Genomic DNA, 14,449 nt, shown 5'->3' with positions numbered 1-14,449 from the left:
ATTGGCATAGCAGAAGGCGAGCAGGCAATGAACATCACGGTCCCGAAATCTCCGCTTTGGCGCAGCGCCCGGATCACGACGATCTGCGGTGCCGGCATTCTGGCCCTGGCCGGATGTGAGGACGGCACTGTTCCGGCATTTCTTCAGGGGGGCGGTGCGGCCCCGGCGCAAGAGGGCGCGGCGGCAGAGGGCACGCGGTCGACGCGGTTGGTGGAACGGGATGTCGAAGCCCCCGAAGTGTTCCAGGTGTCCGAACCCGGTCTGTGGGACGGACGCCCGTCGCTTGGCGGGGTCTGGGCGGCGCATCCGGATGTGTCGGACCCGGAGCGGGTGATCATCCGAAACGAGGCGAACGGCAATTTTGTCATCGGCGCTCTTTTCCGCAAGGAGCGCGAAACGCCCGGACCGCGGTTGCAGATCTCGTCCGACGCGGCGGCGGCGCTTGGTGTGCTGGCCGGCGCGCCGACACAATTGAACGTGGTCGCCCTGCGGCGCGAGGAGGTGCCGGACGACGCCTCGGCAGCCCCGATTCAGGACGCCCCGGTGGGCGACGCCACGCTGGGCGCGCCGACCGACGTGGCCGAGACGACGCTCGACCCGATCGCCGAAAGCGCTTCGGCCGCGATCGAGGCGGCACCTGCGGCGGCGGCCCCGGCCGCCCCGCCCCGGCCTGCGGCGTCGCCACTGGACAAGCCCTTCATCCAGATCGGCATTTTCAGCATCGAACAGAACGCCAACAACACCGCGACCGCCATGCGCCAGGCGGGTATGGTGCCGACGGTTCTGGAGCAAAGCTCGAGCGGAAAGACGTTCTGGCGCGTGCTGGTGGGACCGGCACAGTCCCGCTCAGAGCGCAGCGCGTTGCTTGCCAAGATCAAGGCATCGGGCTTTACCGACGCCTACGCCGTGACCAACTGATCGCGCGCCTTCCCGGGTATCACAGGAGAGCTGCCATGATCCGAACATATCGCAGTTTCATCGCCGCCGGTGCCGCCGCGCTGCTGATGTCGACCAGCCCCTTGGCCGCGTTCGACACGCAGGCGAGCGCCGCTTTCGTGCTGGACGAGACAACCGGCACCGTGTTGCTGGCCAAGAACGCCGACACACCGCTGCCGCCTGCGTCGATGTCCAAACTGATGACGCTTTATATCGCGTTCGAGGCCGTGCGCGACGGGCGTTTGCGCCTTGAGGAAGAGTTGCCGGTGTCGGCCCATGCCAATTCCTTTGGCGGATCGACCCTGTTTTTGCGGCAGGGAGAACGGGTATCCGTGGAAGACCTGATCCGCGGCATCATCGTTCTGTCCGGCAATGATGCCTGCGTCGTTCTGGCCGAGGCGTTGTCACCCGATGGCACCGAAGCTGGGTTTGCCCGCATGATGACCCAGCGCGCGCAGCAGATGGGGATGACCAATTCCGTTTTCAAGAATTCCAGCGGCTGGCCCGCGGACGGGCATGTCATGTCGATGCGCGATCTCACATTGCTTGCGCAGCGCATCATCGAAGATTTCCCGGAATTCTACCCGATGTTCGCCGAAGAGGAATTTCTGTTCGACGAAGCGGAGTCCTCCAACCGGTTCAACCGCAACCCGCTGTTGACGCTGGGGATCGGCGCTGACGGGCTCAAGACCGGGCACACGCAGGAAGCCGGGTATGGGCTGGTCGGGTCGGCCAAGCAGGGCGACCGGCGGGTGATCTTTACCATCACCGGTCTCGATACGGCACAGGCGCGCGCGCAGGAATCCGAAGCCATCGTCAACTGGGCCTTTCGCCAATTCGCCGAACGCACCGTGACACGGGCGGGTGCGGTGATTGCCGAGGCCGATGTCTGGATGGGGGCGAGCGCGTCGGTCGGGTTGATGGCCAAGGAAGACGTGACGCTGCTCTTGCCGAACACCCCGGGCACGTCCGTGACTGCCGAGGTCGTCTATACCGGGCCGATCGAGGCACCGATCGCCGAGGGGCGCCAACTGGCCGAGCTGATCATCAGCCCTGAGGGCCTGCCCGAGCACCGCATCCCGCTTTACGCGGCAAGCGCCGTTCCGGCCAGCGGGTTCGTGGCACGCATGATGAGCGTGTCGCAGGTGCTGCTGGGCCGCTTGCAGACCCCCGCCGAGGAAACGATGTGAGCCGATCCGGGCTGTTTCTCAGCTTCGAGGGGATCGACGGATCGGGAAAATCCACACAGGCGAAAATGCTCGCGGACCGGGTACGCACCGCAGGGCATGACGTGGTCCACACCCGCGAACCCGGCGGCAGTCCGGGGGCAGAGGAAATTCGCGCGCTGGTGTTGCAGGGTGATCCGGACCGCTGGTCGGCAGAGACCGAGATCCTGCTCTTTACCGCCGCCCGGCGCGACCATCTGGAACGCACGATCCAGCCGGCGCTGGACGCGGGCAAGGTGGTGATCTGCGACCGCTTTGCCGACAGCACGCGCATGTATCAGGGGTTGTCGCGGGGCAACCTGCGGGCCAAGGTGGACGCGTTGCACGATCTGATGATCGGGGTGGAGCCGGACCTGACCCTGCTGATCGACATGGACCCGGAAACCGGTCTCAGTCGCGCCAAGGCGCGCAACACGGTCGAAGAACGGTTCGAGGATTTCGGCGCGTCGCTGCAAGAGGCGATGCGGTCCGGGTTCCTGGCCTTGGCCACGGAATATGCCGACCGCTTCCGCGTGATCGACGGCGCGCGGGACGCAGAGACCGTTGCAGGCGACGTGTGGGCTGCGGTAAGCCCGCACATGCCATGAGTGAAGCCACACATCCAGAACCCGACCGCATCGACGGCGCGCCGCATCCGCGCGAGACCGTCACGCTGTTCGGTCAGGACGCAGCGCAAGCGGATTTCCTGCAAGTCTACGGATCGGACCGGCTGCATCACGGCTGGCTGATCACAGGCCCGCGCGGCGTCGGCAAGGCCACCCTGGCCTGGAGGATCGCGCGGTTCCTGCTGGCGACACCGCCTGCGCAAGACGACGGCCTTTTCGGTGCGCCGCCGCCACCAACGGATCTGCATATCGCGCCCGATCACCCGGTCTCGCACCGGATCATGGCCGGGTCGGAGCCGGGCCTGTTCGCGCTGCGCCGTCCCTATGACGAAAAGGCAAAGCGTCTGAAGGCGCAGATCACCGTGGACGAGGTGCGGCGGCTCAAGACTTTCTTTTCGCTCTCCGCCGTGGATGGCGGGCGGCGCGTTGTGATCGTCGATGCCGCCGACGACATGAACGTGAACGCCGCCAACGCGATCCTCAAGCTGCTGGAAGAACCGCCCGAACGCACGACGCTGCTTTTGGTCAGCCACCAGCCCTCGCGGCTGTTGCCGACGATTAGGTCGCGCTGCCGCGAATTGCGGCTTTCCCCTCTCGGAACGGCGGATATGGCGCAGGCGCTTGCGGCCACCGGGATCGACCAGAGCGTAACCGACCCGGCGGCGCTCGCCGCGCTGTCCGGCGGATCGGTTGGTGAGGCCGTGCGGCTGATGCAGCAGGACGGGCTGAAGCTCTATTCTGATCTCGTGAAACTGCTCTCCACCCTGCCCGATCTCAGCCGCCCTCACGCCATCGCCCTGTCCGAAAGCGCGGCAGGGCGCGGCAAGGAAGAGCGGCTTGACCTGCTGATGGGTCTGTTCGACCGGGCGCTGACCCGTCTTGCCCGGACCGGGGCCACCGGCCATCCGCCCGATCCGCAGGCTGCATCACAGGAAGCTGAGACCTTTCAGCGGCTCTGCCCGTCGCCCAAAGCCGCGCGCCAATGGGCGCAACTGGCGCAGGATCAGGGCGAACGGCTGCGCCACGGGCGGGCGGTCAACGTGGAGGCGGGATCGCTCTTGCTGTCGAGTTTTCTGGCGTTGCAGGCTGGCTGTCCGCGCTCGTGATGCGCCCGCAAGCCACGTCTTGACGCCCCCGGTCGCATCCCCGATACCACCCTCATGTCTACACCACAGATCACCGACAGCCATTGCCATCTGGACTTCCCGGATTTCGACGACGAACGCGCCGACGTGATCGCGCGCGCGCTGGAGGCCGGTGTGCGTCGCATGGTGACGATCTGCACCAAACTGCGGCTTGAGCCGCAGGTGCGGGCGATTGCCGAGGCGCATGAGCCGGTGTTCTATGCCGCGGGCACCCATCCGATGAGCGCCGCCGATGAGCCGCTGGCCACGGTCGATGACCTCGTCGCGCTGGCGCAGCATCCGAAATTCGTGGGCATCGGAGAGTCGGGACTGGACTACCATTACACCGCCGAAAGCGCCGACATTCAGAAAGCCTCGCTCCGCGTGCATATCGAGGCGGCGCAGGAAACCGGGCTGCCGCTGATCATCCATGCGCGCGCCGCCGATGACGACATGGCGCGCATCCTCACCGAAGGGTTCAAGACGAAGCCCTATACCTGCGTGATGCATTGCTTTTCTTCGTCCGCCGACCTGGCCCGTGCGGCGCTGGAACTGGGCTTCTACCTCTCGATGTCCGGCATCGCTGCCTTCCCCAAAAGCCAGGAATTGCGGGACATCTTCGCAGCGGCACCCGTGGACCGCATTCTGGTGGAAACCGACAGCCCCTACCTTGCCCCGCCCCCGCATCGCGGCAAGCGGAATGAGCCGGCCTATACGGCACACACCGCCCGCGTCGGGGCTGATGTATTCGGCATGGATTACGCCGATTTCGCCGCGCAGACCGAGGCGAATTTCGAACGGCTGTTCTGGAAGGCCGCGCAATACGAGGCGGCCGCGTGATGGGCGAGATGCGCTTCACCATCCTTGGCTGCGGCTCGTCCGGTGGGGTTCCGCGCCTTGGCGGCAATTGGGGCGCGTGTGATCCGGAGAACCCCAAGAACGTGCGCCGCCGCTGTTCCCTGCTGGTCGAGCGGGAAACCGATGGCGGGATCACCCGCGTGCTGATCGACACCAGCCCCGACATGCGCGCGCAGCTGCTCGGCGCCGGTGTCGGAGAGCTTGATGCGGTGGTCTACACCCACAGCCACGCGGATCACGTGCACGGGCTCGACGATCTGCGGATGATCGTGTTCAACATGCGCAAGCGCTTGGCCGTCTGGGCCGATGGCGACACGCAGAACGACCTCTTCTCGCGGTTCGGCTATGCCTTCGTGCAACCCTCCGACAGCCCCTATCCGCCGATCCTCGACATGAACACGATCGACGGTCCGGTGCATGTCAACGGAGCCGGAGGCCGCGTGTCGCTGACGCCCTTCAAGGTGAACCACGGCAGCATCGACGCGCTTGGGTTTCGGATCGGCGATCTTGTCTATCTGCCGGACGTCGCCAGCATTTCCGAGGATGTCTGGAACGATCATCTCCAGGGTCTCGATGTCTGGATCCTCGACGCGTTGCGGCGTGACCCGCATCCGACCCACGCGCATCTGGCCAAGTCGCTGGAATGGATGGAGCGTGCGAAGCCACGGCGCGGGGTTCTGACGAACATGCATATCGACCTCGACTACGCCGCTGTCGATGCCGAAACGCCCGACCATATCACCCCGGCCTTTGACGGCATGGTGATCACGCAGCCGCTGGGGTGACGCCGACCGTACGATACGACGGTCGAACCGTACGCATGGCGCGCTGACATGCAGGCGCTTCTCGACATCATTCTCCCGGTCTTTCTGGTGGTCGGGTTCGGCTATGCCGTCGCCTGGCGCGGGCTTCTGAGCGAAAGTTCGATCGACGGGCTGATGACCTTCACGCAGAACGTGGCGATCCCCTGCCTGCTCTTCCGTGCGATCTGGACGTTGGACATCGGCGACAGCTTCTCAGTGCCGCTGCTGATCAGTTTTTACAGCGGATCGTTGACCTGCTTCATCGTCGGCCTGTTCGGCGCGCGCTTTTTGTTCAAACGCGACTGGCAGGATGCGGTCGTCATCGGGTTCACCTGCCTCTTTGCCAATTCCGTCCTGCTGGGCCTTGCGATCACGGAACGCGCCTTCGGGCTTGACGCGCTGTCCGCAAACTACGCGATCATCGCGTTTCATTCGCCGTTCTGCTACGGGCTCGGGATCACCGTGATGGAATTCGTGCGTGCCCGCGAAACCAGACAACCGAACCGCGATGTGCCGCTGATCGTCGCCAAGGCGATGTTCCGCAATGCGCTGGTGATCGGGATCGCGCTCGGGGCGGCGTTCAACCTGCTGAACATCTCCCTGCCCGGTCCGTTCACCGACGCATTGGACATGATGGTGCGCACCGCCCTGCCCGCCGCGTTGTTCGCGATGGGCGGCGTGCTCTACCGCTACCGGCCCGAGGGCGACATGCGGATCATCCTCTTCGTCTGCGCGGTGAGCCTCCTGCTGCATCCGGCAATCACCTGGAGCCTCGGGTCTGCCTTCGCGCTGGAGGACAGTGCCTTCCGCAGCGCAGTGATCACGGCCGCCATGGCGCCGGGGGTGAACTGCTATGTCTTCGCCAATATCTACGGGCGCGCCCGGCGCGTGGCGGCGTCCTCGGTGCTGTTGGCAAGCGCGCTTTCCGTGCTGACCACGTGGCTCTGGCTGGGCACCTTGCCCTGATCGCAGCATCGGCGCGGCGCGCTACAGGTTGCGCTCCAGCGCCACCCCATTACCAAGCGTTGTGTGACCAGCGGTCATCGTTCCGGAACCTCTGGCGGTCTTTCGCGTTGTCCTCGTGAACAGCTGCCAACGGAAACCGAGGATATGACCCGCTTTTTTGCCAAGTACGCCTTTCCCATGATCGTCGCGATCACCCTGCCTATCGTTGTGAGCGCGTCGCCTCTCTCGGAGGTGATCGACGATTACGTGACGGATTTCGACATGCCTGCGATCCAAGCCGACGATCGCGAGAAGATACTGGCTGTCCACGCACGTGACGATCTTGCCCACGGCATGAAAGTGTTGTTGGTGCATGACATCCTGCTGAAGGCTGGCGCGCTGGAGCATGCAAACATGCACGCCGCTGAACCGGAGGAATTTCAACTTTCCGCGGCGGACTGATTTCCGCATATTTCAAACAGAGCGCGCCCATCTCGGGCGCGTTTTTTCGTGCGCCTAAAGCAGTCGCACGCATTACCTAAATTTCAGGAAAATGGTGCGGTCGAGAAGACTCGAACTTCCACGGGAGTTACCCCACAGCGACCTCAACGCTGCGCGTCTACCAATTCCGCCACGACCGCACTGTCTTGACTTGGTAGGCGGCTCATTAGCGAAGGTCGCAATCGGGGGCAAGGGCAAATTTCGACAAACCGTCACGTCCGCAGATCGCGGGCCAAGTGAGCACATGTCAGGCGCTTTCCGGTATCCGATTACCGTGTCCCAGCCTTTGTAGAAGGCCGGGTTTCGCGTCGACACATCCCGAAGGCTCGAATCGCAATACGATGATGCGACCGGACCTTCGGGGACAGTGTCGTTAGTCGACGTTCAACAGAGGAAGCGCGGCCGGTTGCGGCTTGGGATCCTCCGACACGAGATCGGACTGGCCGTTCAGCATGAAAGCCGCTTTCTGCAAGAGCGCCATGCGATCGGGCTGACCGGGTGCGAAGACCGAGGTGCCGGTATCCGTAAATTCCGCCAAAGCCGTTTCGTACCACTCCAGAGCCATGTCCGAACGCTCGGCGGCGCCGATGCCTTGGCTGAGGTGATGGCCCAGAAGTTCGGAATACCCGGCTTCGCCAAGCGATGTCAGAAGCAGGGCCGAGCCCATTGCGACATCCATGTCGTCCACGCGATATCCGACCGACAGGCAAACCTTGGCCGTGCCTGCAAGCTGTTGCGGTGCCATACCGCTCGACAGGATGAACGAGGAAATCCCTTGAAGCACCTCATCACGGGATTTCAACGAAACCGCCATGACATGATCCTTGAGGAACGGCCCGAAGCTCCGGCACTGTTCGGTGATCTGCTCAGGCGTTGCGCCCTGCACCTTGGCCATCAGGTCCTCGCCTTGCGCCATCGCGTAGGTGCGAGTCAGGCACATCTGCTCGGCCAGCGCGAAGTTGGCGTCCGACATCGACGCCTCGGTCACGAAACCACCGTTCGAACTGGTGAGGAGGCTCACCTTGTTGCAGAACGATGCCAGGGACGGTTGCGCCGCTTTCTGTCCTCCCATGAAGGACGGCAATTGGCCGGACATTGCGGGCGCAGAAGGTTGCGTGACGCCGCTCACCACCGGCTGCGCAGACGGGACCGGGGTGGCGGGTGTGGAGGGCTCTGCGACCGCTGCCAGTTGGGTCTGGGGCAGATCGGGCTGAACCGCTTGCGGGATCAGCTTTGCCGTTGCGAGCTGTGAGCCATCGTTGGTCTTGGAACAGGTGCCGCGAACGCATGAGAACATCGCCGGGGTGACGTTGAACGCCTGAAAGTCGTTGCGTTCGTAGCCATTGGGCGTCGATGCGAAGACGCGAACCATGCAGGATTGCGCGTTGCACCAGAAGGCCGAGCCGGTCACCGAGGTATCGATGATGTAGTCGGTCTGACCGTCGCCGTTGATATCCGCCAGTTGAATGAAGCCATGCCGCTGGACCAACTGTTCCGCAGAAGGGTCGGAGCTTTTCGCCACTTCGTTCACCGCCGCCGCGACGATGGACGGCAGACCGTAATGCCCGCCAATGGCCGAGGTCGCACTGCCTCCGGTACCGTTCATCTGTTCGTCGCGATACATGACCAGCAAGCCGCGCACCCCTTGCGGGTTGCTTGCAATCAACTGGGACGTGTTCACACCCCCCGCCTGAGCCCGGTGGAACGACGAAATCAGGAAATCGCGTTCGAAGCTGGTCAATTGCCCGGTTGGCGAATATCCGAGATGGGCCTGGTAGGCAGAGATCGCCGCCCGCGAGTTACGGCCCAGCACCCCGTCCGGTGTCCCTGAGTTGAACCCGAAGTAATTCAACGCCGTTTGCGTCTGTCTGTTCGCTTCGCGTTGCGCGCTGCTGATTCCCGGCGAGCGCGGCTTGGCGGCCTTGGTGTAGGTCCGCTTTGGTGCCGCGCGTTTGTTGCTGTTGCTGATCGCACCACCGATGACGCCGCCAATGATCCCGCCGATCAAGGCGTCGTTGGCCATGGCCGGAAGAGGCGATGCGATAAGACTAAGAGAGAGAATGGCGCTGAGGGATATGCGGGGTATCATTGCGGAGCCTTTCAAAAAATGTTCAGTGCAAGTGGAATTCGAATAAAAGTTGCGTCCATTCTGAAAAGAATGTTTCGCGAGTCAAGGAATCTGTGATGTCGACACGTGTCGAATGGATCATTTCGGACGGCCTGACCGACTACGATGACGCGGTCGCTGTGATGGAGGCGCGGGCTTCGGCCATTGCGGATGGCTCTGCGGATGAGCTGATCTGGTTGCTCGAGCATCCCCCGCTCTACACCGCCGGGACCAGCGCGCGGATCGAGGATTTGAAGGACCCGGACCGCTTCCCGGTCTACGACACCAAGCGAGGGGGGCAGTACACGTATCACGGACCGGGCCAACGTGTCGTCTATGTCATGCTCGATGTCGGCAAGCGTGGCCGGGATGTGCGGTGTTTCGTGCAGGATCTCGAACGCTGGGTGATCGCGACACTGGGCGAATTCGGTCTGACCGGGCATATCCGCGACGGGCGCGTCGGAGTCTGGATCGAGCGGCCGGACAAGAAACTTTTACCGGATGGTAAAATCGCGGAAGACAAGATCGCCGCCATCGGCATCCGTTTGCGGAAATGGGTGAGCTTTCATGGCATTTCCATCAATGTGGAGCCAGACCTGAGCCATTTCGACGGCATCGTGCCCTGCGGGATCACGCAATATGGTGTGACATCCCTCGTCGACCTTGGTCTTCCGGTGACGATGGACGATGTGGACGTGGCGTTGAAGCAGAGCTTTGACGTGGTTTTCGACGCTCCAAGCGCGGCGGCGTGTCGCTCTTGAGGCTGCAAACCGGGCAAAAACGCCCGATCTCGAACAAATTGTATATTTATTAAGGGTATGCGTTGAGAAGCGGTCATCGCATCAAGATCAAAGTGCGACAATAAAGTTTGATCTGCGTCAAATACATCCGTTGCCGCCGCCGGTCTCACATTCTAAAACGACTATGGAAAAAATGGCGCACGGAGATTCCTTGCGCTTTTTTATTGGGAACCATCAGGAGGCAGATATGGCAGACGCCGCCATTCACGGCCACGAGCATGAAGACCAGCGCGGGTTTTTCACCCGCTGGTTCATGTCCACGAACCACAAGGATATCGGGATTCTGTACCTGATCGCCGCCGGTATCGCGGGCTTCATCTCGGTGGCCTTTACCGTTTACATGCGCATGGAGCTCATGAACCCCGGGGTTCAGTACATGTGTATGGAAGGCGCCCGCCTGACCGCAGCAGCGGTCGGCGAATGTACACCGAACGGACACCTTTGGAACGTTCTGATCACCGGACACGGCATCCTGATGATGTTCTTCGTGGTGATTCCGGCGCTTTTCGGCGGTTTCGGCAACTATTTCATGCCGTTGCAGATCGGCGCGCCGGACATGGCGTTCCCGCGTCTGAACAACCTGTCCTTCTGGCTGTTCGTCGCCGGGACGACGCTGGCGATCTGTTCGGTCTTTGCACCGGGCGGCAACGGTCAGTTGGGTTCGGGTGTGGGTTGGGTGCTCTATCCACCGCTGTCGACCAATGAAGGCGGCATGTCGATGGATCTCGCGATCTTCGCGGTGCACGTTTCCGGTGCCTCGTCGATCCTGGGTGCGATCAACGTGATCACCACCTTCCTGAACATGCGCGCGCCTGGCATGACGCTCTTCAAGGTGCCGCTGTTTGCCTGGTCGATCTTCGTCACAGCCTGGCTGATCCTTCTGGCGCTGCCGGTTCTGGCGGGTGCGATCACCATGTTGCTCACTGACCGGAACTTCGGGACGACCTTCTTCGATCCCGCAGGCGGTGGCGACCCGGTTCTCTACCAGCACATCCTGTGGTTCTTCGGTCACCCCGAGGTCTACATCGTGATCCTGCCGGCCTTCGGCATCATCAGCCACGTGGTCGCCACGTTCAGCCGCAAGCCGGTCTTCGGCTACCTGCCGATGGTCTGGGCGATCATCGCGATCGGTGCACTGGGCTTTGTCGTGTGGGCGCACCACATGTACACGGTGGGCATGTCGCTGACCCAGCAGTCCTACTTCATGCTGGCGACGATGGTCATCGCGGTTCCGACAGGGGTCAAGATCTTCTCGTGGATCGCGACCATGTGGGGCGGCTCGATCGAGTTCAAGACGCCGATGCTCTGGGCGTTCGGCTTCCTGTTCCTCTTCACCGTGGGTGGTGTGACGGGCATCGTCCTGTCGCAGGCTGCCGTGGACCGTGCCTACCATGACACTTACTATGTGGTTGCGCACTTCCACTACGTGATGAGCCTCGGTGCCGTCTTCGGTATCTTCGCGGGCATCTACTTCTATTTCCCGAAGATGACCGGCAAGATGTACCCGGAATGGGCCGGTAAGCTGCACTTCTGGACGTTCTTCATCGGTGCGAACCTGACGTTCTTCCCGCAGCACTTCCTGGGCCGTCAGGGCATGCCCCGTCGCTACATCGATTATCCGGAAGCCTTTGCCTTCTGGAACTACATCTCGAGCTGGGGCGCGTTCCTGTCCTTCGCCTCGTTCCTGTTCTTCATCGGCGTGATCGCATGGAGCCTTGCCAAGGGCCGTGCCGAGACCGCGAAGAACCCGTGGAACGAATATGCGGACACGCTGGAATGGACCCTGCCCTCCCCGCCGCCCGAACACACGTTCGAGCAGCTTCCGAAGCGGGAAGACTGGGAAAAGACCCACGCGCACTAAGCTAAGAGTTTTCTGAACCAAGGGCCCTGGTGGAAACGCCGGGGCCTTTTGCTATCGAACCTACCGTTGTTTGCGGGTAGGTTCTGCGGTATATCTTCTGCAAAGGAGAACGCCCCATGCCACGCAAATCCACCAGCCTCAGCCTCGATGCCGACCTGATCGCCCGCGCGAAGGCCGTTGGCGTGAATATCTCACGCGCGGCCGAAGCTGGAATTGAGGAAGACGTACGCCGCGCGGAAGCCGAACGCTGGAAGGAAGAGAACAAGGCTGCGTTCGAGGCATATAATCGACGGGTTGAAGAAGAAGGCCTGCCCCTCGCCAAATATCGTCAGTGGTAAGACATGGCGAAGCAGTTTGACGTTTTCCGCGCTGACAGCGGCAGCCATGTCTTGGTTCTCCAATCTGACTTGCTCGCCGATGCCACCACTCGAGTTGTGGCTCGCTTGGTGCCGGAGGATTGGTCGGATACGCCAATAGACAGGCTTGCACCGCGTATCGTGCTGGGTGATCTGTCACTGCGTTTGAACCTTTTGCAAGTTGCGACCCTGACACTACCGCAGCTGGAGACACATATCGGCTCTGCCGCCAATCAGCGGGACGACATCATCCGCGCCTGCGATATGCTTTTGACGGGGTACTGAACCACGATGCCGTACACTTGGACCGACACCTCGGGAGACACCTCTGAACTCCGCCTCTGGCCGCATCAATCGCTGCCCGCGCATGGGTTTGCGGCGACAATTCTTGGCATTTTCGCCCTGTCCACGATCCCGCTTTACGGCCTGATCGGCACAGTGCTGCTCTGGGGCATCCTGCCGTTCATGCTGCTGGCGCTTGGTGCGATGTGGTACGCGCTACGCCGGAACGAGCGGGATTTGCAGATCATCGAGGTGCTGACCCTGACGCCCGACGATTTGCACCTGACGCGGCAGAGCTTCAAGGGCGCGCCGCAGGAATGGCACTGCAACCCTTACTGGACGCAGGTCAACATGCACCACAAGGGTGGCCCGGTTCCGCATTACGTGACGCTCTCCGGTGCGGGAAGAGAGGTTGAGATTGGCGCGTTTCTGAGCGAAGACGAACGCAAAGAGCTGTACGCAGAGCTGAGTGAAAAGGTTCGGCGCATCGCCACCCCCTGATCCGAGGCGTCATGGCACAGGTTCCCGCCGTCCCGAAACACATCCGCGCGCGTCATCTGCTGCGGACACAGCTTCTTGGCAAGATAGACCCAACCTCTGAGATGGTCCCGTCAGAACGCGCCGCGTTGGCGTTGCGCGGGGCTGCGGTGCGGAAAGCGACGCCCAAGCAAGTGACCTTCCTGCTGCCCCTCGTTGGCCCGGACCACGTTGGTGACTGGGACGCGGTGGTGGCCCGGTTGCGGAGCACGCTTGACGGTTTTCTTGCGCAGGACCGATCCGATTGGACCGCCGCGATCTGCTGCCAGGTGCGCCCTGATCTGCCCGACGATCCGCGCATCACCTACCTGCCCTTCACCGACCCGACCCCGGGCAACGACAAATGGCGCAAGCTGCGGCAGTTGAGCAAGGCGTTGCCCGATCTGACCTCGTCTCCGGGCTACGTGATGTCCTTCGATGCGGACGACCTTCTGCGACAGGGCGCGGTGGGAGAGATGCTGGAGCGGCAGGAGCCGGGCGGCTACCTGGTGCAGTCAGGCTACGTGATGGACGTCAGTGCCGGCGACATCGGAGTGGCGGACACGCGCAGTTGGTCTGCCCCCATGCGCAAGCCGTTCTGGAAACTCTGCGGCAGTTGTGCGGCGGTGTATCATGATCCGTCGGAACCCGCCTCGACGGCCTTCATCGCAGAGATGACACAGCACGAGCACCGGATGTTTCCCTATCTCGCCGCACTGGCCGGTCAGCCCTTGGCACCATTGTCGCGACCATCGGTGCTTTACATGCTAAACCACGGGGGAAACTTCGGCGCGCGCCGTGGGCGGATTGGGTACAAGACGCGGTTCGTGCAGCGTTTCAAGGTCACAGACGATGCCACTCTTGCAGAGATCAGGCGCGATTTCGGTCTAGAGACGGTCGGGCCCACGATGCGTTGACGCATCGCGCCGTTTCCGTTGACAGAAACGGTCGCTTATTTCGGCAAAATCAGATGTTGGACAGACGGTCTTTGACCATCGGGCCGACTGCGCCGAAATCCATCTGGCCGGTATATTTCGCCTTGAGCGCGCCCATGACGCGGCCCATGTCCCGGATCGAGGATGCTCCGGTCTCGGCAACGGCGGCATCCACGGCGCTGGCAACCTCGTCATCCGACAGCTTGCGCGGCAGGAATTCCTCGATCACCTCGATCTCGGCGAGCTCGCGTTCGGCCAGATCGAGCCGCCCACCCTCTTCGTAGGTTTTGGCGGTGTCCCTGCGTTGCTTGACCATTTTCCCAAGGATCGCAAGAACTTCGTCGTCTCCGACCCCATCTTCGTTGCCCTCGCCGCGCGCCGCAATATCGCGGTCCTTGATCGCAGCATTGATCAGGCGAAGGGTCGACAGCCGCGCGCTGTCCTTGTCGCGCATCGCCTGTTTGATCGACGTGTTGAGCCGGGTACGAAGGTCCATGAATTCCTATCCCATGGTTGAACGAGCGGGCACAGTAAGCGAGGAGCCGTTTCGACGCAAGTCTGCGTGATTTCGGCTAAGTCATTGAAAAGGCTATT

Annotated in this window: 16 protein-coding genes and 1 tRNA gene; 14 read left to right on the top strand and 3 right to left on the bottom strand. The window is 62.4% G+C overall.

Annotated features, from left to right (window positions below; all coding sequences use genetic code 11):
* Positions 1–27 precede the first annotated feature (27 nt).
* The 8 genes from Q1B16_RS04170 to Q1B16_RS04135 all read left to right on the top strand — a co-directional run bounded on the left by Q1B16_RS04170 (position 28) and on the right by Q1B16_RS04135 (position 6,959).
* On the top strand, positions 28–918 hold the full coding sequence (locus Q1B16_RS04170; protein ID WP_299784958.1) for an SPOR domain-containing protein: 891 nt from the start codon (positions 28–30) through the stop codon (positions 916–918).
* Positions 919–953: 35 nt separating this feature from the next.
* The gene (locus Q1B16_RS04165) at positions 954–2,126 is read left to right on the top strand and encodes a D-alanyl-D-alanine carboxypeptidase family protein (RefSeq protein ID WP_299784957.1); all 1,173 of its coding nucleotides are present in this window, start codon (positions 954–956) and stop codon (positions 2,124–2,126) included.
* Positions 2,123–2,749: a dTMP kinase gene (tmk, locus tag Q1B16_RS04160; RefSeq protein WP_299784956.1), complete on the top strand. Its 627-nt coding sequence runs from the start codon at positions 2,123–2,125 to the stop codon at positions 2,747–2,749. Before Q1B16_RS04165 ends, tmk begins: the two co-directional genes overlap by 4 nt.
* Positions 2,746–3,873, top strand: a complete 1,128-nt coding sequence (locus Q1B16_RS04155; protein ID WP_299784955.1) for a DNA polymerase III subunit delta' — start codon at positions 2,746–2,748, stop codon at positions 3,871–3,873. The genes tmk and Q1B16_RS04155 overlap by 4 nt, the downstream gene beginning before the upstream one ends.
* Positions 3,874–3,927: 54 nt before the next feature.
* The gene (locus tag Q1B16_RS04150; RefSeq protein ID WP_299784954.1) at positions 3,928–4,731 is read left to right on the top strand and encodes a TatD family hydrolase; all 804 of its coding nucleotides are present in this window, start codon (positions 3,928–3,930) and stop codon (positions 4,729–4,731) included.
* On the top strand, positions 4,731–5,534 hold the full coding sequence (locus Q1B16_RS04145; protein ID WP_299784953.1) for an MBL fold metallo-hydrolase: 804 nt from the start codon (positions 4,731–4,733) through the stop codon (positions 5,532–5,534). Before Q1B16_RS04150 ends, Q1B16_RS04145 begins: the two co-directional genes overlap by 1 nt.
* A gap of 48 nt (positions 5,535–5,582) precedes the next feature.
* Positions 5,583–6,518, top strand: coding sequence for an AEC family transporter (locus Q1B16_RS04140; protein WP_299784952.1), 936 nt, complete (start codon positions 5,583–5,585; stop codon positions 6,516–6,518).
* 144 nt (positions 6,519–6,662) lie between these two features.
* Complete coding sequence (locus tag Q1B16_RS04135; protein ID WP_299784951.1) at positions 6,663–6,959, top strand: hypothetical protein; 297 nt, start codon at positions 6,663–6,665, stop codon at positions 6,957–6,959.
* 92 nt (positions 6,960–7,051) lie between these two features.
* On the opposite strand, the gene Q1B16_RS04130 is transcribed toward Q1B16_RS04135, so the two are convergent.
* Positions 7,052–7,138, bottom strand: a tRNA-Leu gene (locus Q1B16_RS04130).
* A gap of 233 nt (positions 7,139–7,371) precedes the next feature.
* Positions 7,372–9,021, bottom strand: coding sequence for a peptidoglycan-binding protein (locus tag Q1B16_RS04125; protein WP_299784950.1), 1,650 nt, complete (start codon positions 9,019–9,021; stop codon positions 7,372–7,374).
* A 65-nt stretch (positions 9,022–9,086) separates the two neighbouring features.
* On the opposite strand from Q1B16_RS04125, the gene lipB reads away from it, so the two are divergent.
* The 6 genes from lipB (at position 9,087) to Q1B16_RS04095 (ending at position 13,837) form a co-directional block, all read left to right on the top strand.
* Positions 9,087–9,866 (top strand): lipoyl(octanoyl) transferase LipB, encoded by a 780-nt coding sequence (gene lipB, locus Q1B16_RS04120; protein WP_299784949.1) that lies wholly within the window; start codon positions 9,087–9,089, stop codon positions 9,864–9,866.
* Between the two features lie 226 nt (positions 9,867–10,092).
* Complete coding sequence (ctaD, locus tag Q1B16_RS04115; protein ID WP_299784948.1) at positions 10,093–11,766, top strand: cytochrome c oxidase subunit I; 1,674 nt, start codon at positions 10,093–10,095, stop codon at positions 11,764–11,766.
* Between the two features lie 116 nt (positions 11,767–11,882).
* The gene (locus Q1B16_RS04110; protein WP_299784947.1) at positions 11,883–12,104 is read left to right on the top strand and encodes a type II toxin-antitoxin system CcdA family antitoxin; all 222 of its coding nucleotides are present in this window, start codon (positions 11,883–11,885) and stop codon (positions 12,102–12,104) included.
* Positions 12,105–12,107: 3 nt separating this feature from the next.
* Positions 12,108–12,407 carry a CcdB family protein gene (locus Q1B16_RS04105; protein WP_299784946.1) on the top strand — a complete coding sequence of 100 codons (300 nt, stop codon included), beginning with the start codon at positions 12,108–12,110 and terminating at the stop codon, positions 12,405–12,407.
* Positions 12,408–12,413: 6 nt separating this feature from the next.
* Positions 12,414–12,905 (top strand): DUF2244 domain-containing protein, encoded by a 492-nt coding sequence (locus Q1B16_RS04100; protein WP_299784945.1) that lies wholly within the window; start codon positions 12,414–12,416, stop codon positions 12,903–12,905.
* 11 nt (positions 12,906–12,916) lie between these two features.
* Positions 12,917–13,837: a hypothetical protein gene (locus Q1B16_RS04095; RefSeq protein ID WP_299784944.1), complete on the top strand. Its 921-nt coding sequence runs from the start codon at positions 12,917–12,919 to the stop codon at positions 13,835–13,837.
* Positions 13,838–13,886: 49 nt separating this feature from the next.
* Here Q1B16_RS04095 and Q1B16_RS04090 read toward each other — a convergent pair whose 3' ends face one another.
* A complete protein-coding gene (locus Q1B16_RS04090) occupies positions 13,887–14,351 on the bottom strand; it encodes a GatB/YqeY domain-containing protein (protein WP_299784943.1) in 465 nt (154 codons plus the stop codon).
* Positions 14,352–14,449: the final 98 nt, after the last annotated feature.

Source organism: uncultured Marivita sp., from assembly GCF_947488135.1.
Taxonomy (GTDB): Bacteria; Pseudomonadota; Alphaproteobacteria; order Rhodobacterales; family Rhodobacteraceae; genus Marivita.
Note: the sequence above shows the minus strand (reverse complement) of the source record. Positions and strands in the feature narration are given on the sequence as shown.